Origin of the sequence: Halomonas sp. DP5N14-9 (assembly GCF_019802175.1) — a bacterium.
GTDB lineage: Bacteria > Pseudomonadota > Gammaproteobacteria > Pseudomonadales > Halomonadaceae > Halomonas > Halomonas litopenaei.
In genome coordinates this window covers 188,603-205,941 of sequence record NZ_JAHVHR010000006.1, presented here as the reverse complement: position 1 = coordinate 205,941, position 17,339 = coordinate 188,603, and the positions used below count along the sequence as shown (strand labels likewise).

At 61.3% G+C, this 17,339-nt stretch carries 15 protein-coding genes and 2 tRNA genes; 10 read left to right on the top strand and 7 right to left on the bottom strand.

Annotated features, from left to right (window positions below; translation table 11 throughout):
• Positions 1-85: 85 nt before the first annotated feature.
• The 3 genes from KUW00_RS06370 to KUW00_RS06360 all read left to right on the top strand — a co-directional run bounded on the left by KUW00_RS06370 (position 86) and on the right by KUW00_RS06360 (position 1,773).
• Entirely contained in the window at positions 86-565 is a 480-nt protein-coding gene (locus KUW00_RS06370; protein ID WP_222568566.1) for a YbhB/YbcL family Raf kinase inhibitor-like protein, read from the top strand.
• A gap of 75 nt (positions 566-640) precedes the next feature.
• Positions 641-1,330, top strand: coding sequence for a hypothetical protein (locus KUW00_RS06365; RefSeq protein ID WP_108449038.1), 690 nt, complete (start codon positions 641-643; stop codon positions 1,328-1,330).
• A 107-nt stretch (positions 1,331-1,437) separates the two neighbouring features.
• A complete protein-coding gene (locus KUW00_RS06360) occupies positions 1,438-1,773 on the top strand; it encodes a zinc ribbon domain-containing protein YjdM (protein WP_108133227.1) in 336 nt (111 codons plus the stop codon).
• Positions 1,774-1,876: 103 nt separating this feature from the next.
• Here the strand turns inward: KUW00_RS06360 and KUW00_RS06355 are convergent, their stop codons facing one another.
• The 3 genes from KUW00_RS06355 to KUW00_RS06345 all read right to left on the bottom strand — a co-directional run bounded on the left by KUW00_RS06355 (position 1,877) and on the right by KUW00_RS06345 (position 8,031).
• Positions 1,877-3,361 carry a YfcC family protein gene (locus tag KUW00_RS06355; RefSeq protein ID WP_222568565.1) on the bottom strand — a complete coding sequence of 495 codons (1,485 nt, stop codon included), beginning with the start codon at positions 3,359-3,361 and terminating at the stop codon, positions 1,877-1,879.
• A 449-nt stretch (positions 3,362-3,810) separates the two neighbouring features.
• Positions 3,811-5,571, bottom strand: a complete 1,761-nt coding sequence (locus tag KUW00_RS06350; RefSeq protein WP_222568564.1) for a ShlB/FhaC/HecB family hemolysin secretion/activation protein — start codon at positions 5,569-5,571, stop codon at positions 3,811-3,813.
• Positions 5,572-5,724: 153 nt separating this feature from the next.
• Positions 5,725-8,031, bottom strand: coding sequence for a collagen-like triple helix repeat-containing protein (locus KUW00_RS06345; protein ID WP_222568563.1), 2,307 nt, complete (start codon positions 8,029-8,031; stop codon positions 5,725-5,727).
• Between the two features lie 291 nt (positions 8,032-8,322).
• On the opposite strand from KUW00_RS06345, the gene KUW00_RS06340 reads away from it, so the two are divergent.
• Entirely contained in the window at positions 8,323-8,958 is a 636-nt protein-coding gene (locus KUW00_RS06340) for a hypothetical protein (RefSeq protein WP_261392008.1), read from the top strand.
• Positions 8,959-9,595: 637 nt separating this feature from the next.
• Here the strand turns inward: KUW00_RS06340 and KUW00_RS06335 are convergent.
• Together KUW00_RS06335 and KUW00_RS06330 are read right to left on the bottom strand one after the other, a co-directional pair.
• Complete coding sequence (locus KUW00_RS06335; protein ID WP_162816469.1) at positions 9,596-10,186, bottom strand: helix-turn-helix domain-containing protein; 591 nt, start codon at positions 10,184-10,186, stop codon at positions 9,596-9,598.
• Between the two features lie 103 nt (positions 10,187-10,289).
• On the bottom strand, positions 10,290-11,042 hold the full coding sequence (locus tag KUW00_RS06330; RefSeq protein ID WP_108133232.1) for an SDR family NAD(P)-dependent oxidoreductase: 753 nt from the start codon (positions 11,040-11,042) through the stop codon (positions 10,290-10,292).
• A 166-nt stretch (positions 11,043-11,208) separates the two neighbouring features.
• On the opposite strand from KUW00_RS06330, the gene gltX reads away from it, so the two are divergent.
• The 4 genes from gltX (at position 11,209) to KUW00_RS06310 (ending at position 13,233) form a co-directional block, all read left to right on the top strand.
• Positions 11,209-12,696 (top strand): glutamate--tRNA ligase, encoded by a 1,488-nt coding sequence (gene gltX / locus KUW00_RS06325; RefSeq protein ID WP_045992955.1) that lies wholly within the window; start codon positions 11,209-11,211, stop codon positions 12,694-12,696.
• Between the two features lie 32 nt (positions 12,697-12,728).
• Positions 12,729-12,950, top strand: coding sequence for a hypothetical protein (locus KUW00_RS06320; protein ID WP_222568562.1), 222 nt, complete (start codon positions 12,729-12,731; stop codon positions 12,948-12,950).
• A 114-nt stretch (positions 12,951-13,064) separates the two neighbouring features.
• Positions 13,065-13,140: transfer RNA gene (locus tag KUW00_RS06315), tRNA-Ala, on the top strand.
• Between the two features lie 17 nt (positions 13,141-13,157).
• Positions 13,158-13,233: transfer RNA gene (locus KUW00_RS06310), tRNA-Glu, on the top strand.
• A 511-nt stretch (positions 13,234-13,744) separates the two neighbouring features.
• Here the strand turns inward: KUW00_RS06310 and KUW00_RS06305 are convergent.
• A complete protein-coding gene (locus KUW00_RS06305) occupies positions 13,745-14,641 on the bottom strand; it encodes an NAD(P)-dependent oxidoreductase (protein ID WP_222568561.1) in 897 nt (298 codons plus the stop codon).
• Between the two features lie 215 nt (positions 14,642-14,856).
• On the bottom strand, positions 14,857-16,143 hold the full coding sequence (gltA, locus tag KUW00_RS06300; protein ID WP_222517158.1) for a citrate synthase: 1,287 nt from the start codon (positions 16,141-16,143) through the stop codon (positions 14,857-14,859).
• Positions 16,144-16,620: 477 nt separating this feature from the next.
• Between gltA and sdhC the strand changes: the two genes are divergently transcribed.
• Both sdhC and sdhD read left to right on the top strand, forming a co-directional pair.
• Positions 16,621-16,998: a succinate dehydrogenase, cytochrome b556 subunit gene (gene sdhC / locus KUW00_RS06295; protein ID WP_045992952.1), complete on the top strand. Its 378-nt coding sequence runs from the start codon at positions 16,621-16,623 to the stop codon at positions 16,996-16,998.
• Positions 16,992-17,339 (top strand): succinate dehydrogenase, hydrophobic membrane anchor protein, encoded by a 348-nt coding sequence (gene sdhD / locus KUW00_RS06290; protein ID WP_045992951.1) that lies wholly within the window; start codon positions 16,992-16,994, stop codon positions 17,337-17,339. The genes sdhC and sdhD overlap by 7 nt, the downstream gene beginning before the upstream one ends.

Here is a 17,339-nt window from a genome sequence, read left to right as displayed (position 1 = left end):
TGAAATATCGCCTAGCGGTTGCATGAAAATCACGCAGACGCCCTTTGCAGATTGTGAACCATTTCGATCCAGGGAGGATATCACCATGCCCTTTGCGCTTTCTTCGCTAAGAGTGACCAGCACCGCCTTCGACAATGACGGCGCCATCCCCGCACGGCACTCCCAGGAGGCAGAAGATCTGTCTCCGGCGCTGGCCTGGGACGGCCTGCCCGAGGGTACCAAGTCGGTGGCGGTCATCTGTCACGACCCCGACGCGCCGCTGGTCCAGAAGGGATGCTACGGCTTTGTTCACTGGCTGCTCTACAACCTGCCGGCGTCCCTCTCCTCGCTGGAGGAGGCCACCGAGGAAGGCATCCGAGGAACCAACGACGCCGGCAACCTCGGTTTCAATGGTCCGATGCCGCCGGAAGGGCATGGCGTGCACCGCTACTACTTCTGGGTACTGGCGCTGGACACCGAGACGAACCTGCCGGAGGGCCTCGGCATGAATGAACTGCTGTCCGAGGTCGAGCCGCACCTGCTCGGCATGAATCGGCTGGTGGGGAGCTATCAGCGCGACGCCTGAGGCGCCTCGGCCACCATCAGAACATGACGTACTGAAGCCCGTTTTTAACGGGCTTCTCGTTCAAGGATGACGCCCATGTACGAATGGATTTCTGCCCACAAGGACGTATTGCAGACGCTGGCCAGCGTCGGTTCCTTCATGATCTGGCTGATCTACGCGCAGCTTCTGTACTTTGGCTTTCGCCGCCAGCGTCGACCCCGGCTGATCATCAATCGCGGCAAGCGAAAGAATCTGGATGCGCTGTGTGTGATCAGCAACATGAGCGCCGAGCCCATCTACTTGCAACATATCATGATGACGCTGGAGACCTCGGAAGGTGACTGGACGCTGGATGTCAGTGACCACGAGGCGGATCTTGATGATGATGAAGATCAGCAGGAAGCTGGCCACAACGCCAGTCATTGTACCCACCAGGGTCCGCTGGACAGCGGTGGCTTCGTTCATATCGGTTCGTTCAATGCCTTGAAGGAACGTATTACCACCATCGCCGACATCGACGAGTCGCGGGATGGGCTGGTATTCAAGGCCGTCTGTGTACGGGTGATCGGCACGTACTGTTCGGAGAACCTGCCGATCGGTGCCGAGCGGCGTTTCGTGTTTCACCAGAGCGAGGATTCCTGCACCCTGGTGCCCGAGACCTGGGATACTCTGCAGTTCAGTACTCGCCGCCAGCGGCGGGCCCTGAAGGCCGATATCAAGCGTATCCATGAGCGCCAGGCCCAAGGCGAGGGCGAAAAGGCGGAAAAGGAAGATAAGGAGGAATAGGGAGCAATAGGAAGACAGCGCCTGACAAGGCTCTCCTTCCATTGGACGACTGGCAATCCGGCGGGGGGCAGAGTACCGTCTTCGCTTTTCCCACCTGCGAGAGTGTCATGAGCGACCTGCCCCCCTGTCCCGCCTGTGAGTCCCCATACGGCTACGAGGATGGCCATTCCCTGGTCTGTCCCGAGTGCGGCCACGAATGGTCGTTGAACGCCGAGCCCGATGAGAGCGGTGACCAGGTACGGGACGCCCACGGCAATGTGCTGAGCGACGGCGACAGCGTCACCGTGATCAAGGATCTGAAGGTCAAGGGGTCTTCTTCGGTGGTCAAGGTCGGCACCAAGGTGAAGAACATCCGCCTGGTCGATGGTGACCACGACATCGACTGCAAGATCGATGGCATCGGTGCCATGAAGCTCAAGTCGATGTACGTCAAGAAGGCCTGAATGCGGCCCTTGAGTCGTCATGCAAGGGAAAACGCCAGCGCTTGGAAAGCGCTGGCGTTTTTTTATGCTCGACTTGCGTTGGTTGCCCTGACGCGACCTGTGCTCAGGTGAGGCTGGCGCCCACGAACAATGTCACGGTGGTGACTCCCAGGGTCATCAGGATATAAGGCAGCGCCCACTTGACGAAGCGCTCGTAGGGTATCTTGGCAAGCGCCAGTCCGGCGACCAGATGGGCGGCGGTGGGAGCGAACATGTTGATCCAGCCGCTGGCGGACTGGAAGGCGGTGACCACCAGTTCGCGATCCACGCCCGAGAAGTCGGCCAGTGGCGCCATCAGCGGCATGGACACCGTGGCCAGCCCCGAAGTCGATGGGATGAAGAAGCTCAGCACGATGTGGACCACGTAGGCCACCACCACGAACAGTCCCGAGGACAGGCCGGCTACCGCGCCTTCGGCCCAATTGAGGATGGTGTCGATGATCACGCCGTTGTCCATCACCACATAGATGCCGCGTGCCACGGCCACCACCAGGGCCACGCCGATCAGGTCCTTGGCACCATCGAGGAAGGTCTCGATGAAGTCGGATTCGGACTGTCGATTGATCAGGGCGATCAGGATGGCAGCGCTCAGGAACAGGGTGGAGAGTTCATCGAACCACCACCACAGGGTCGGAAAAGCCGTGATGCCCATGTCTTCCCAGGGCACGACGCCGTAGACCATGATCCCGAAGGTCATGAAAAACACCGTCATGGTCAGCTTGTGGCGCAGGGTAAACGCCTGGGTCGAGGCGGCATCCTTGGCCTGAGGGGCGGCCGCCAGATGCAGGTCCGCCAGCACCGAGCGCTGCGGGTCGCGCTTGATCCGCGCGGCGTAGCGCATCACGAACCAGATAGCCAGCGACACCAGGATCACGAACTGCACCAGCCGGAGGGTGATACCGGCGCCGATCGGCAGGCCGGCGAAGCCCGAAGCGATGCCGGTGGCGAAGGGGTTGACGGTGGAGGCCAGCACACCGGTGCCGGAGCCGAGCAGGATGATGCCTGCGGCCACCATGCGGTCGTAGCCGGCGGCGGTGATCACCGGCAGGATGATGGCCCAGAAGGCGACCGTTTCCTCGGCCATGCCGTAGGTGGACCCACCGAGGGCAAACAGCACCATCAGCACGGGAATCAGGTACTGCTCGCGCCCGCCAAAGCGCTCGACCACCGCGCCGATCCCGGCATCCAGGGCGCCCGAGCGCATCGTCACCGCCAGGAAGCCGCCGATGACCAGCACGAACAGGGCAACGTCCACGGCCTTGTGGAATCCCTGGATCGGTGCCACCAGCACATCCAAAGGCCCCTGGGGAGAGCTTTCCAGCACCTGGTAGGTGCCGGGAATCGGCAACAGGCGGCCGTCACCCTGATAGTCGAGCACGTCGCTGGCAGCAATGACCTGATCGCTGCCTTCCACATGGTAGTCGTACTTGCCGGCGGGCATGACCCAGGTCAGCACCGCCACCAGCGCGGTGATCACAAAGAGCAGGGTATAGACCGTGGGCATGCGCAGGCCGGAGCGCCGTTTGGAGGAGGTCGCTTGCGTTTCCATCTCGGTTTCCTCGTTTCAGAAGGTCATGGTGTAGGCTCTTTTGTTGTCGGTGTGATCAGGGACAGACGGCCCTTGTGTGACCGCCTGCCTTCGAGTCTACGGGCCTCGACAGTCTGTCGGGACTTGGGTCGGCACAATGCTTGATCCGCTGCAAGGACGGCGACGATGCGGCGAGATGAGAGGTAAATTTGCTGGCCTGGCTCAAGAAACGGGACGACCCCAATGTTTCACCACACGCGGTCTCGCTGCACGACGAGACACGCGCAGGGTTGTCGTGTGCAGGGCAATAGGAAGTGGCGCTGGGGTCGGCTGACAGGGCGGCTGAAAGGACGGCCGGGAGGCCGACGGAGCGAGCGGCCGGCCCTGCCGTAAATGAGGGCCTTGGGTCAGGTGATATGGCCAGGGGCCCGATGTGGCGGCCCCTGGCGAGTTCACCCATAGCCCAGAGATCAGCCTTCGAAGTTCCAGGTCAGGCGGGCGTTGATGCGACCCTCACGGCTATCGGTCTCGAGGTCACGATCGCCGATGGGCTCAGCGTACTCCAGGGTGAGGCCGTACAGACGTCCTTTGCCCAGGCTGACGCCGGCCGCCGCCGAAGCCAGGTGGCTATCCGCGTCGCGCTCCTGAAACTCGGTGCGGGCGCCATCCAGCACCAGGTAGGGCTCGACGCGCGAAAGCCAGGCGCTATTCACAGGCTGCAGATAGCGTAGTTCCAGCGCCCCGGCGAAACCGTAGTCGCCCTCAGCTTGGCCGGCGTCATAGCCGCGACCGAAGCGTTGGCCACCGTAGTTGCCGCGCTCGGGTTCCGGCAGCGCATCGTCGGAGTAGAAACCGTTGGCGCTGGCGGTAAGGCGCCAGTGATCGCCATACAGGCGTCTGTACTGGGCGTCCAGCTGCCAGCGGGTGAAGTGTAGATCTCCGTTGTCGGCAAGCGGTGTACCGTTGAGCCGGCGCTGCTGCTCGTTGGCCCCCAGATCTACGCCCTGGCGCAGGGCCAGCGAGGCCAGCCAGAACTGACGTCCACGCTGGGTGCGATAGTTCAGGTCCAGATCGGCGGCCGAATACTCGGATTCCTCGACCAGTTGGTTGAGGGTCTGTTCCTCGAAGCTGAGTGATGTGGTCTTGGTCTCGTCGTGATGACGCAAGGCGCCGCCCAGGGTCAGGCTCGAGGAGCGTGACAGCAGCAAGGGGTAGGACAGCCCCAGGCGATAGCGTCTGCGGTCGGTATCCTGATCCTGGCGCAGATCGAAGCGCTGTCCGTCGAGCAGGTAGATCAGATTCTCCTCGTCCTCACCGTCATAGCTGTCGGCGGAGGCGGTCAGGGTCAGGCCGTCGTTGCCGATATCGGTACGATAGTCCAACGCGTAGAGCTCGTTGTCGTTGTCGATGGGCCACAGCCAGGAGAAGCCCAGGCTGTCGCCCCAGGTAGTCAGGCTCTGGGTCGAGACCCGGTTGATGAAGACGGCGTCCTGCTCATCGCCGCCGCTGAGGTTGCCCGAATAGTCAAAATGATCGATACGACGCTCTTCGACACGCAGGGTAGTGGCACCGCTGGGTGTGCGCGGCACCGGTGCCTTCAGGGTCAGGCTGGCACCGGGAATTCGCTCGATCAGCCCGCTGACACGCTCAAAGGTGCTGCGCGTCAGAGGGCGTTCTTCCAGCAATGGCTGGACCAGTTTCTCCACCCGGCCCGCCACGGGGTCATCGTCCACCACGATCTCGGTACGGGCGATATGACCCTCCACCAGTACGATGCGCACGTTGCCGTCACGAAAGTTGTTGGTTGGCAGGTAGGCGAAGGACAGCGGATAGCCGCCGTCCTGGTAGGCGTCGGTGATCGCCTGGACTTCGGCCTCGATGGCCTCTCGGCTCACGCTCTGCCCGATCATGGCCTGAAGTCCCTGACTCAGTTCGGCCAGATCCAGCACGCTGTCGCCGATGAAGCGCACGTGACGCACGGTGACGCGGGCAGGGATGCCGGCGCTTGCGTCGCTGGGCAGGTCAACCTCGGTTTCCACGCTGCGCTGTTGTGGCGCCAGCCGGCGATTTTCGATGATGTCGTCGACGGTCTCCAGCGTCTGCTGGGCCTGGAGGGGGGACACGGCCAGCAGGCTGCCGGCGGCCATCACTAGTGGAAGGGGACTGTATCGCGAACGTGGCGGGGTAGGCGGCTTGGTGTAGGGCGCTGGTTGCGGCGTAGTGCTTGGCATAGGCTTCCTTGTCGATCCCTGGTAGAGGCCCCTCAAGGCGGCTCGAATATTGTTGTGAACAGCGTCTGGACTGGTGTTGGGTTTGACCTCAAGAAAAGGCCCGATACCCGCGGGGGTATCGGGCCTGCGTTTGGCATGCTTGGTCAGGCGAGATCAGTTTCTGCCCAGCACTCCTCCCAGAATGCTGCTGACCAGGCCGTCATTGCTGCCGGCGTCGTTACTGCTGCCGTCCTGGCTGCTTCCCATGTCACCGGTAAGCTTCTCGGTCACGCCACCGACGGCGTCCAGGGTGCCGCCGACCAGGCCACCGCCGCTGTCGCCACCGCCGAGGGTGCTGGTCAGGGTGTCGGAGACGCCGGAGACCAGGCCGCCGCCGCTATCGCCACCGCCGAGGGTGCTGGTCAGGGTATCGGAGACGCCAGAGACCAGGCCGCCGCCACTGTCGCCACCGAGGGTGTCGCCCAGTCCGGCAGTCAAGCCGCTGCCGCCGCCCAGCGTATCGTTGAGTCCGGCGATGAGGTTGCTGTCACCACCAAGCTGGTCGCCAAGCCCTGCCTCGAGTCCGCCCCCGAGGCCGCCTTGCTGGCTTCCTCCGAGGTCCGAGAGCAGAGCCCCTTGGCCCAGCAGTCCGGCAGATTCCAGTTGACTGAGTCCCTGACCATCGAGGCGTGAAAGCAGTCGAGCCTCATCACCGCCCAGCAGTCTGCCGGTGTTGGCGGCGATGCCTCCGACACCACTGACAGCACCACCCACGCCAGCGGCGAGGTCATTGCCCTGGCCCAGGCGGCCACCCAATCCATCTACCGCTACGCCGGCCTGGATCAGCACGTTGCCTACCTCGGGGCCGACCACCAGGGCCTGGCTGAGCTGGGTGACGCCGCTATCCGTCTGGATGACAACGGGGCGCAATACCGCCGACACTTCGCGGGTCAGGCCACCAAGGTGCGAGCCATCGTCGTTGAAGTTCAGGGTCAGCACGTTACCGGCCTGGGTCACGCCGCCACCAAGGGCCGCGACGCTGCTGCCGAGCTGGGTGATGGCGCCGCTGCGGTTGTCGAGCTGCATGACCAGGGGGAGCTGGTTCAGGTTGCCGACGGTGGCGCCGAGGCTGGATACCACCTCTCCGGTTTCGGAGACCGCTACACCGCCGCCGGCCAAGGTGGTTCCCACAGCGTTGGGGTTATTCGAGAAGTTGCCCAGACCATTGTCGAGTCCGTTGCTGAGCCCGGATACGGCTTGGCCGCCATTGCTGATGACATTGCCCAGCCCGTCGGTGACGAACTCTCCACGTCCTCCCAGACTTTGTTGCGAAATGCCATCGCCCAGGGCGGTGACGGCGTCTCCAGCACCGGCGCCGGTCTGTCCTGCGCTGGCGACGGTGCGCTCCAGGTCGGTGCGGCCGTCTTCAGGCGCGCTGGTATCGCCATCGAGCAGTCCGCCGAGGCCGCCGCCTGAGCCATTGTCGCCTTCACCCCCGCCGAGCAGCTCGCCGGTCGCGATGACGATATTACCGCTGCCGGTCACGCTATCGCCGGCGCCGCCAAGCAGAGAGTAGCGTTCACCGATACGCTGACCGAGGTCGGCCAGGGTGCCACCGGTGCGTAGCAGCAGGTTGCCGGCCTGGGCCGGCAACACCAGCGCTTGACCGACGCGTGTGACCTTGCCGTCGGTGCCCAGCAGCACAGGACGAAGGGCAACACCAAGCTTGGTAGTGGTGGCCCCGAGCACCTCGCTGGAATCCTCGAAATTAACGCTGAGTGCGTCGCCTGCGCGCTCCACCTTGCCGCCGAGCCCATTGACGGTGGTACCGAGCTTGGTCACCAGGCCTGTTCGGGCGTCGAGTTCCATCACTACGGGCAGTTCGCCCAGGCCGGCAACGGTGTCTCCTGTCGCCGAAACTGCCTGTCCAAGCTCGCCGACACCGTTGGTCACGCCTGCGGCGGTGGTGCCCAGATAGTTGTCATTGGTACTGAGGCTGCCGACACCATCGCGTATGCCGCTCGAGATGTCGCCGACCGCATCGCCCGTTTCGGAGACGATCGTACCTGCAGGTTCGGTGACGCTGGCCAATTGAGGGGCGGCGCTCTGCTGGGAGATGCCGTTCCCGATGTCAGTAAGCGTGGTGTCTACACCGTCGCTGGTATCGGCGGTCGCCAGGAATACACCTTCCAGCGATGAGCGGGCAATGCCATCGCCGCCATCGCCGCCGTCGGATCCATCACCATCGCCGCCATCGCCACCGGAGCCATCGCCACCGGAGCCATCACCACCGGAGCCATCGCCACCGGAGCCATCGCCACCAGAGCCATCGCCACCAGAGCCATCGTCGCCACCGCTGGTAATCGGGTCCTGGCTGTTACTGGCCAGGGTGCGAGAGTTGCTGGAATCACCAGAGCAGGCGGTCAGGGTCGCCATCGCGCTGGCGAGAGCAATAACGAGTAGTTTTCGTTGCAAAGTCATCGGTTTATACCTCACCTAGTCCGGATGTAATGGTTATCTTGGTGGAAAGGCAATAAAGCCTGTATGGGCTTTCTAAAACTCTTGTAGTTGAATATTTAGCGTAGATGCATCTTTATGCATAATTCCTTTTTATTAGCTTTTTATGGGTTTTAATTGGTGTCTAAGTGTTACCAGACGTAATAAAAAGTGTTATGAAGTGATTGTGCTGAAGATTGTTTTGAAAAGGGCGGGGCGCTCGGGCGTACACTGAACTAGCACCGTGCTAGGCTCATGTAGCAGCAAGGAGAGGTGATGATGAGCCCTTGGCGTTTTGTAGTAATGTTGGTCGCAGGAGCCATGGTTGCCGGGGTGCTGGCGGCCTGTGATGGAGATTCAACAGTGAGTCAGCCTTCGGAGCCGAGCGGTGAGCGAGACATCGCGTCCGGTTCTGTCGAAAGGGTGACGTCCCGAGTTGATGAACCTGAACCTGAACCTGAACCTGAACCGATGACGGTAGCGGCGCTGGACGAGCCGGTGACGGTGTCGCTGGATATCCGGCTGGCGTCGGATCGGCGAATGCATGTGGCGGCCACGACCAACTTGCCGGAAGGCACTAAAGTCCAGCTTCGAGTGGTGCGCGAGGCCAGCAATGTACGTTGGCAGTCACGCACTGAGGTGCGTGAGGGCAGTGTGGCAGCCGGGCCCTACGGTCCCGGTAGCGGGTTGCCCGATGGCTACTATCGTATCGAACTGGTCACCGCGCCTGCTGACGTGCAGCCCGCCGAGGTCAAGGCGCGGATCGGGCCGAGCGGCGAGCACCTTGATGGGCCGCTGGTTGCCACGTCGGAGCATGGACTGGGCAAGATCATCAAGGCTAGCCAGCGGTTTCTGGTAGGGCAGGAAGTGCGACGAACGCTGGACGATGTCGAAGTGCAGCAAAGCCCGTGAATCAACCCTTGAAAGCAGCCCTTGATAAGTGTCCTTAAGACGCGAACGCAGCAGGAAGTTGTTACAGACCGCCCGTGGAATTCGCTTTTGGAAATCGTTTTTGTAAATCGTTCCGGAAACGTGTTCTTGAGAAGTGTTCCTGGCAAAGTTCTTGCGAAAAGTTCTTGAGAAGATGTATCTGAAAAGGCTTTGAGAAGTGTTCTCGGAAAACATGCTTGAGAAAAGTTCTTGGGAAAAGTTCTTGGGAAGAGTTCTCGGGGCAACGTTCTTGAGAAGAGTTCTGGAGAAGTGTTCCAGAAAAGCGTCCTGGAAGATGGCTGGAAGCGGACGTCATGCGTCGAACGCGCCTGGACGCCATCGCCGACTTATAAGTAAGAGGGATAAACGGCGCCAGGAATAAGAAGCTCAAGAGATAAGAAACGCAAGTGATAAGAAGGGCAAGGCACAGAGAGCGGTGGCGACAAGACTGCCGGGCAGGGCAGAGGCGGCAAGGGACGGTCAGGCCGGAGTGACCGACCTGCCCCGTCGGGCTCGCTCTCGGGGCTTGGGCGCCTGGTTGGATGATCTGGGTAGGCGAGAGATGAAACGTCAGGCCCGGCCGACTGCTTTTGGTTTCATCTCTGCTTTTCGTCTCACCTCAGGTCGCTGACTCGCTACGCCATAGCGCTACCACCTTGGCCTTGAGTCGCATGCCGCTGTGATAAGGCATGGTGGTGGTCTGGCCCTGGCGCTGAAAGGTCAGTTGCCCGTTGTTGTCCTGTGCGACCCGGCGCAGGTACAGGGTATCTTCCTCCGCCACAAGATAGAGTCCCGGCTGCCGGAATATCTCGGTCGGAGCCACGGCGGCCAGATCCAGCGGTCCCAGAAAATCGAAGTGCTCATCCGGTGCTGGCGTCACCAGGTGGCAGTCACCGTCCCAACGCTGCTCCGGGATCAGCTCCAGTGGCAGATCGATCCCCTTGTGGGCGACTTCCTGCCAGGGCAGCGGCAGGGTCGATCTCAGGTAGAGGGGAGATGGTCGGCTCGGTTCTCCTTCCAGCAGGTGTGCCAGGGGGCAGTTAAGGGCCTGTGACAGTGCCACCAGGCGTTCATGCCCGATCTGCTTGATGGTGCCGGACTCCCAGTAGGAAATGGTGACGTCAGAGACCCCGACCTGGCGAGCCAGCGCCGCCTTGTTCAAGCCGGCTGCCAACCTCAAAGATTTGATGCGCGGACCCAGCGCGTCCATGGAACCTTCCTGTCGACACATAAAGAGAATTTAGAATACTCATTCATAAGCACCTCTTGTGCAATATCAGGCGTCAACGATATTCGACGGTTCCTATGCCGCACTACCAGGTGATCGGCTCGTTGGCCCAGTCGAAGAAGCCGCCGCTGTCGTCGGGGCCACGCTGCTGCACCATGGTCATCAGTCGGTCGGCGACAAAGTCGGCGGTGAATAGCTTGTGCTCAGGGACTCGGGCCTGAAAGGGGCGTGACAGCAAGCTGTCGGTGGTACCCGGGTGGAAGCTCAGCACGCAGGACTGGGGATTCAATCGCTTGAGTTCGATGGCAGCGGTTTTCATCAGCATGTTGTGGGCGGCCTTGCTGGCGCGGTAGGCGTACCAGCCGCCCAGGCCGTTATCGCCGATCGAGCCGACCCGTGCCGATAGGCTGACCACGGTGGTGGGATGGGAGCCCTTGAGGTGGGGAAGCAGCGTCTGGAGCATCAAGGCCGGCGTGGCGGCGTTGACCTGAAAAAGGGTCGTCAGGGCGGCTTCGTCGAGGTCCTCCAGGCGTTTCTCGGGCTGAATGTTGCTTGCTTCGTCGTGCAACAGGCCAATGGCGTTGACCACAAGGTGAAGAGGAACGGCTTGGCCAGCAGGGCCGTGAAGGGCTCGACCCAGGTCAGCGCGGCCCTGTGCAGTGGTGACATCGCCTTGGATCGCTTCCAGGCGAGAAGAGGAGGCCTGAAAGGAGGTTCGGCTGACGACGGTCGCCTGCCCCAGCCGTGGGTCGGCGAGCAGTCGATCGACGACGGCGCGACCTATGCCTCCATTGCCGCCGATGACGAGGGCGCGATAGCCGTCGGGAAGTCTGTCCATGTCGCTCTCCTGGCCTGGGTGGGGTGGCAACCTGTTCGAGTCCCGCACGGGGTGACGATTTCAGAGTTTCGCGAATCCCGCCGGGTCCTGCGCAATTGCTTCGTCGGTGCGTATAATGCGCCCACGCCGCCAGCTTGGCTTCAACGACTTCAGGATGCAGGACGTTATGACTGTTCGCACGCGTATCGCCCCGTCGCCCACCGGGGACCCCCACGTAGGAACCGCCTACATTGCCTTGTTCAACCTGTGCTTTGCTCGACAGCATGGGGGAGAGTTCATCCTTCGCATCGAGGACACCGATCGTGTTCGTTCCACCGCCGAGTCGGAGCAGATGATCCTCGATTCGTTGCGCTGGTTGGGGCTCGAATGGGACGAAGGACCCGATGTAGGCGGCCCGCATGGTCCGTATCGTCAGAGCGAGCGAGGAGACATCTATGCCGAGCACGCCCAGCGATTGATCGATGCCGGCCATGCCTTCAAGTGTTACCGCACCAGCGAGGAGCTCGACGAGCTGCGTGAGGCGCGCAAGGCCCAGGGGCTGCACCTGGCGCTGAAGCCGGCCGATCTGGCGCTTGATCCCGATGAACAGGCCCGTCGCGAGCAAGAGGGCATGCCCTATGTGGTGCGCATGCAGGTGCCGGAAAGCGGCCCCTGCGTCGTTCAGGACATGCTGCGTGGCGCCATCGAGGTGGACTGGGCCCAGGTGGATGCGCAGATCCTGCTCAAGTCCGACGGCATGCCGACCTATCACCTGGCCAATGTGGTGGATGATCACCTGATGGGGATCACCCACGTGCTGCGTGGCGAGGAGTGGATCAATTCGGCGCCCAAGCACCAGTTGCTGTATGAGTACTTTGGCTGGGACATGCCTGAGCTGTGCCATATGCCGCTGCTGCGCAATCCCGACAAGTCCAAGCTGTCCAAGCGCAAGAACCCTACCTCGATCAACTATTATCGGCGTATGGGATTCCTGCCCCAGGCGGTAACCAACTATCTCGGACGCATGGGCTGGTCCATGCCGGACGAACGAGAGAAGTTCTCCCTCGCCGAGATGATGGAAAACTTCGACATTCAGCGGGTATCGCTGGGTGGCCCGGTGTTCGATCTCGAGAAGCTGACCTGGCTCAACGGTGTCTACCTGCGCGAGGACCTGGACGACCGCGCCTTTCTCCAGGCCTTGATGACCTGGGCCTTCAATGAAGACTATGTGGCGCAGATCCTGCCCCAGGTGCGCACGCGGGTCGATACCTTGTCCGACGTGGCGCCTCTGGCGGGGCACTTCTTCTCCGGGCTGCCCGCCATCAGCGAAGCAAGCTTCGACGGGATCAACCTGGAGCGTGAAGATCTCGTCAAGCTGCTGCAGTTCCTGGTCTGGCGGCTCGAAGGTGTGTCCAGCTGGAACAAGGACGCGCTGCTGGCCGAGATCAAGCTGTTGGGCAGCCACTTCGATCTGAAGATGAAGGTACTGCTGGCACCGGTCTTTATCGCCATCACCGGCTCCTCGTCGAGCACCTCGGTGATGGACGCCATGGCGATTCTTGGCTCCGACATGACCCGCGCCCGCCTGCGTCACGCCATTGGCGTGCTGGGTGGCGTCTCCAAGAAGCAGGCCAAGCGCTTCGAGAAGGAATATCGCGAGTTGCCGGCGGAATAGTGACAAGTGATGGCGGTGGGGGAGAGGCGTTATTGCGAGCCCCCATCGCCATGGCGCTTGATACGTTCAGCTCCGACATGACCCGCGCCCGCCTGCGTCACGCCATCGGCGTGCTGGGTGGCGTCTCCAAGAAGCAGGCCAAGCGCTTCGAGAAGGCGCCGCGAGCTTCCCTTAGAAATAGCCGCGAGCTTCCCGGAGAAAAAGCGAGAGCTGCTCAGCCACATTGGCGAGTGATGGCAGTGGGGGAGTCTTGATTGCCGCGATTGCCATGAGGTCTTCGCAATGGCCGGGACACCGAAAAATTTTGGCGCTTCCGGGGTTGACCAAATCTTATGATATCCGTAAGATACGTCTCGTCTTCACGAGATGGGGCCTTAGCTCAGCTGGGAGAGCGCGACACTGGCAGTGTCGAGGTCAGCGGTTCGATCCCGCTAGGCTCCACCAATCTCGTTTCAGGCTGCGTCCCATTCGTCTAGTGGTCCAGGACACCGCCCTTTCACGGCGGGAACAGGGGTTCGAACCCCCTATGGGACGCCACTTCCTGTGCGTAGCGTCTGCTCCGCATGGATTCATGCTTTCGCATGAATCGTTGTGAACTCCGTGGTCTCTCCTCTTGTTATCACCATTCGCTTTGTGAGCTCTTCGTGATTTGCACGAAGCCTCAGTTTGCTTGTGGATGGTTTGCAAAAACTGTCTTGTACGGCTTGACAGAACCTTCCTCTTGTCCACCAGTGACGCATTTTTCCCCCGGTCAGCCTCTGCTACGGGGATAACGCCCGTGGTTGCGCGATTTATATTTTTTTCCTTCAAAATCAACGTGTTGCGACAGGTTAAAAATTAACCAATCTAAGTCCAATGCCCAGTTCATGGCGATTCGAGGGCGGTTTCGATAGGTTGTGAACAGGGTTATCCACAGAAAGTGTGGAAAACGCTGGGCGGGGTGTAAGGGGCTTGAGAAGAGAGGGGGATGTTGGCCCATGAGCGCATGCCGGCGCCGCGGGAAGGTCGGGCCAGCAGGAGGGCGCTGGCCCGGCAGGTATGGAAAATGTCAGTCCTTGCTGTCAGACCTTTCGCGCAGGCGTCGCAGCAATGAGGACGTGTCCCAGCGTCCACCTCCCATTGCCTGCACGTCGGCGTAGAACTGGTCCACCAGGGCGGTCACCGGCAGGCGAGCCTCCAGCTGGCGCGCCTGGTTCAGACAGATATCCAGATCCTTGCGCATCCAGTTGACGGCGAAGCCATGCTCGTATTCGTCACGGATCATGGTCGCGTGACGGTTCTCCATCTGCCACGATCCGGCGGCTCCCTGGCTGATGACCTCGACCACCCGCTCCTGGTCGAGACCCGCTTGCTCGGCAAAATGAAGGCCTTCAGCGAGGCCCTGGACAAGGCCTGCGATGCAGATCTGGTTGACCATCTTGGTCAGCTGTCCGGCGCCGACGCCGCCCATCAAGGTCACGGCTCTGCCATAGTGCTCGAGTACCGGCCTTGCCCTGGAGAAGTGCTCCTCCTGGCCGCCGCACATGATGGTCAGGGCGCCGTTCTCTGCTCCTTGCTGGCCGCCGGAGACCGGCGCATCGATGAAGCCCACATCCTGCTTCTGGCAGGCCTGGTCGAGCTCCTCGGCGAGGCTCGAGGAGGCGGTGGTATGGTCCACCAGGATGGCGCCCTGGGAGAGCGTCGACAGTACCCCGTCGGGCCCGGTGGTGACCTCGCGAACGTCGTCGTCATTGCCCACGCACACCAGTACCAGATCGGCGCCGCTGGCGGCCTCGGCGGGTGTCGCATGATGGCTGCCGTCGAAGCGCTCGCACCACTGTTCGGCCTTGCTTCGGGTGCGATTGTAGACGCGTACCGTCAGTCCGGCTTCGGCGAGATGGCCTGCCATGGGGTAGCCCATGACCCCAAGGCCGATAAAGGCGACGGTGGAGATGTCTCGACTCATGAAAGCGCTCCTTTGTTGTTTCGCTAGAGGGGGTCAGCATAGCGCCGGTAGGCGTGTCCGTTCATCCGTTGGGCAAAAAAGTTGAACAAAAAAAAGGCCGCCCCGGAGGGCGGCCCTTTTCATGGTAATGCGACGCGGGATGGTGCGTCTTCTGGCGTGGCGGCGATTCCCTTGCATGGGGCAGCGGGCGCCACGCGAATTACCTGGTCGGCGAATTACTTGGACGGATAGTCGCGCTTGGGATGCCCGGTGTAGAGCTGGCGCGGACGACCGATCTTGTAGCTTTCGCTGATCATCTCGTTCCAGTGCGAGATCCAGCCGATGGTACGGGATACCGCGAAGATGACCGTGAACATGTTGGTCGGGATGCCCATCGCCTTGAGGATGATGCCGGAATAGAAGTCGACATTCGGGTAGAGCTTGCGCTCGACGAAGTACTCGTCTTCCAGGGCGATCTGCTCCAGGCGCTTGGCGATCTTGAGTTGCGGATCGTCGGCCTTGCCCAGTTCTTCCAGGACCTCGTCGCAGGTCTCTTTCATGACCTTGGCGCGCGGGTCGAAGTTGCGATAGACGCGGTGACCGAAGCCCATCAGCTTGAACGGGTCATCCTTGTCCTTGGCCTTGTCGATGAAGCGCTGGATGTTCTCTTCGGAGTCGTCGCCGATCTCGTCGAGCATGTTGAGCACTGCTTCGTTGGCGCCACCGTGGGCTGGACCCCACAGAGCCGCGATGCCGGCGCTGATGCAGGCAAACGGGTTGGCGCCGGTGGAGCCTGCCAGACGCACCGTGGAGGTGGAAGCGTTCTGCTCGTGGTCCGCGTGCAGCATGAAGATGCGGTCCATGGCCTTGGCGTAGACCGGATTGATCTCGTAGGGCTCGCACGGATTGCTGAACATCATGTAGAGGAAGTTCTCTGCATAGTTCAGGTCGTTGCGCGGGTAGTTGAAAGGCTGGCCGATGTTGTACTTGTAGGACATGGCCGCGATGGTCGGCATCTTGGCGATCAGGCGAATGGCGCTGATCTCGCGGTCCTGCGCCTGGGTGATGTCTAGGTGGTCATGGTAGAAGGCTGCCAGGCCGCCAATCACGCCGCACATGATCGACATGGGGTGGGCGTCGCGGCGAAAGCCCTTGAAGAAGTTGGCGATCTGCTCGTGGACCATGGTGTGGTTGCGCACCCGGTGCTCGAAGTCCTTGTACTGCTCTTCGTCCGGCAGTTCACCGAACAGCAGGGTGTAGCAGAGCTCGACGAAGTTGGAATGCTTGGCCAGTTGCTCGATCGGGTAGCCGCGATGCAGCAGCACGCCGTTGGCGCCATCGATGTAGGTGATGCCGGATTCGCAGGAAGAGGTGGCCAGGAAGCCGGGGTCGAAGGTAAAGAGGCCTTCCGCTCCGAGTCCGCGCACGTCAACGACGTCGGGGCCGAGGGTGCCTGAATGGACGGGAAGTTCGACAGGTTTCTCCAGACCATCCACCGTCAGGGTCGCTTTTCTCTCAGCCATGTCAGGCCTCCTTCGTGTTCGATATGGAGCGATACGTTGTCATTTCTCACTAACGTGCCGACGAATAGGGGGTCGCCCGGCAAAAAAGGTTCGCCCACTATAGAAGCGTTCAGGATATTGTCAATTCTCCCATTGAACGCTTGCTGTTGTACTATGCTCATTTAGCAGTATAGGTGTTGTATAGGTTATGGTGCTTTGCACCATAGGTTGTCCTTTTGCGGTGCAGCAACTTGACGAAGTCGCATTTTTATGCAGCTTTGCCGCATTTTCCGACGAAGCGTTCGCCAAATTGCATGGTCATGCCATTTGTCATGGTGGGGGCATGTCCCTATAATTCAGGCCGCGACTGGCAGGAACAGGAGGTCGTGTCCAACTTGTCGCAGGTTGGGTCACGACAGCGCCCTTCCCAAAACCACCGCCCGCTCGGGCCTCTGGCCCGTATGTCGTAGAGTGGGCCAAGAGAGTGTGTAGAGAGCCGTGAATAGCAAACGACCCGTAAATCTGGATCTATCCACGATCCACTTCCCCCTTCCCGCCTTGACGTCGATTACCCACCGGGTCACTGGCGTCATTCTCTTCGTCGGTCTGATCTTCGGCTTCTGGGCGTTGGACGCCTCGTTGTCCTCGCCGGCCGGTTTCGATGCCGTACGCGATGCGCTGGCGCACAACTTCTTCGCCAAGCTGGTGGCCTGGGGACTGTTGTCCGCTCTGGCCTTCCACTTCGTCGCCGGCTGCAAGCACTTCATTATGGACGCCAACATCGGCGTGTCATTGGAAGGTGCGGTGAAAAAGGCGCAGATCACCATCGTGGCGAGCGTTGTCCTGATCATTCTGGCGGGAGTCTGGGTATGGTAACCAACATCACGAGCTTCAGCCGCAGCGGCCTGTCCGACTGGATCATCCAGCGCGCCAGTGCGGTTGTAATGGCGCTCTACACGGTCTTTCTGGTGGTCTATCTGCTGGCTCATCCGCAGCTCGACTATGCCACCTGGAGCGGTCTGTTCGAGCAGACCTGGATGCGAATCTTCTCGTTGCTGGCCTTCGTCTCGCTGGCCGCCCATGCCTGGGTGGGCCTGTGGACCGTGACCACCGACTACATCAAGCCGACCGCCATTCGTGTCGGCACCCAGTCCGTCATCATCATTGCCATCTTCGTGTTCCTGGTCTGGGGCATCCAAGTGCTGTGGGGAGCCTGA

Coding starts and splice junctions, on each gene's coding strand:
- KUW00_RS06370 (WP_222568566.1), top strand. CDS start 86: ATGCCCTTTGCGCTTTCTTCGCTAAGAGTGACCAGCACCGCCTTCGAC.
- KUW00_RS06365 (WP_108449038.1), top strand. CDS start 641: ATGTACGAATGGATTTCTGCCCACAAGGACGTATTGCAGACGCTGGCC.
- KUW00_RS06360 (WP_108133227.1), top strand. CDS start 1,438: ATGAGCGACCTGCCCCCCTGTCCCGCCTGTGAGTCCCCATACGGCTAC.
- KUW00_RS06355 (WP_222568565.1), bottom strand. CDS start 3,361: ATGGAAACGCAAGCGACCTCCTCCAAACGGCGCTCCGGCCTGCGCATG.
- KUW00_RS06350 (WP_222568564.1), bottom strand. CDS start 5,571: ATGCCAAGCACTACGCCGCAACCAGCGCCCTACACCAAGCCGCCTACC.
- KUW00_RS06345 (WP_222568563.1), bottom strand. CDS start 8,031: ATGACTTTGCAACGAAAACTACTCGTTATTGCTCTCGCCAGCGCGATG.
- KUW00_RS06340 (WP_261392008.1), top strand. CDS start 8,323: ATGATGAGCCCTTGGCGTTTTGTAGTAATGTTGGTCGCAGGAGCCATG.
- KUW00_RS06335 (WP_162816469.1), bottom strand. CDS start 10,186: ATGGACGCGCTGGGTCCGCGCATCAAATCTTTGAGGTTGGCAGCCGGC.
- KUW00_RS06330 (WP_108133232.1), bottom strand. CDS start 11,042: ATGGACAGACTTCCCGACGGCTATCGCGCCCTCGTCATCGGCGGCAAT.
- gltX (WP_045992955.1), top strand. CDS start 11,209: ATGACTGTTCGCACGCGTATCGCCCCGTCGCCCACCGGGGACCCCCAC.
- KUW00_RS06305 (WP_222568561.1), bottom strand. CDS start 14,641: ATGAGTCGAGACATCTCCACCGTCGCCTTTATCGGCCTTGGGGTCATG.
- gltA (WP_222517158.1), bottom strand. CDS start 16,143: ATGGCTGAGAGAAAAGCGACCCTGACGGTGGATGGTCTGGAGAAACCT.
- sdhD (WP_045992951.1), top strand. CDS start 16,992: ATGGTAACCAACATCACGAGCTTCAGCCGCAGCGGCCTGTCCGACTGG.